The sequence below is a fragment of the Microbacterium sp. ZXX196 genome, assembly GCF_009709595.1.
In the GTDB taxonomy this organism is placed as follows: domain Bacteria; phylum Actinomycetota; class Actinomycetes; order Actinomycetales; family Microbacteriaceae; genus Microbacterium; species Microbacterium excoecariae.
In genome coordinates this window covers 1-232 of the sequence record NZ_WMEE01000540.1, presented here as the reverse complement: position 1 = coordinate 232, position 232 = coordinate 1, and the positions used below count along the sequence as shown (strand labels likewise).

Annotated in this window: 1 pseudogene; it reads left to right on the top strand. The window is 57.3% G+C overall.

From position 1 onward, the window contains the following. A pseudogene (locus tag GJQ66_RS13920) lies at positions 1–232 on the top strand (NAD(P)H-binding protein); the annotation flags it as partial.

The following is a 232-nucleotide window of genomic DNA, read 5'->3' as shown; positions in this document are numbered from 1 at the left end:
CGCCCTGCTAATGCTGCTTAACCAGCCTCTGGCTCACGGCGAGGTGGTGCATATCTCTGCTGGCGAAGAGAACAGCGTGAAGTTTGCCGAAATCGACCGGGCGATGGCTCAGGCCCTGGAGCAGGCGCCGGTGGGGGATAAGTACGCCCAGGTGAGCTATGAAACGCTGGTCAAAATGAGACGCGAACTGAAAGGGATATTTGGGCCATGCAATGAGCGGCTGATGCTGAAA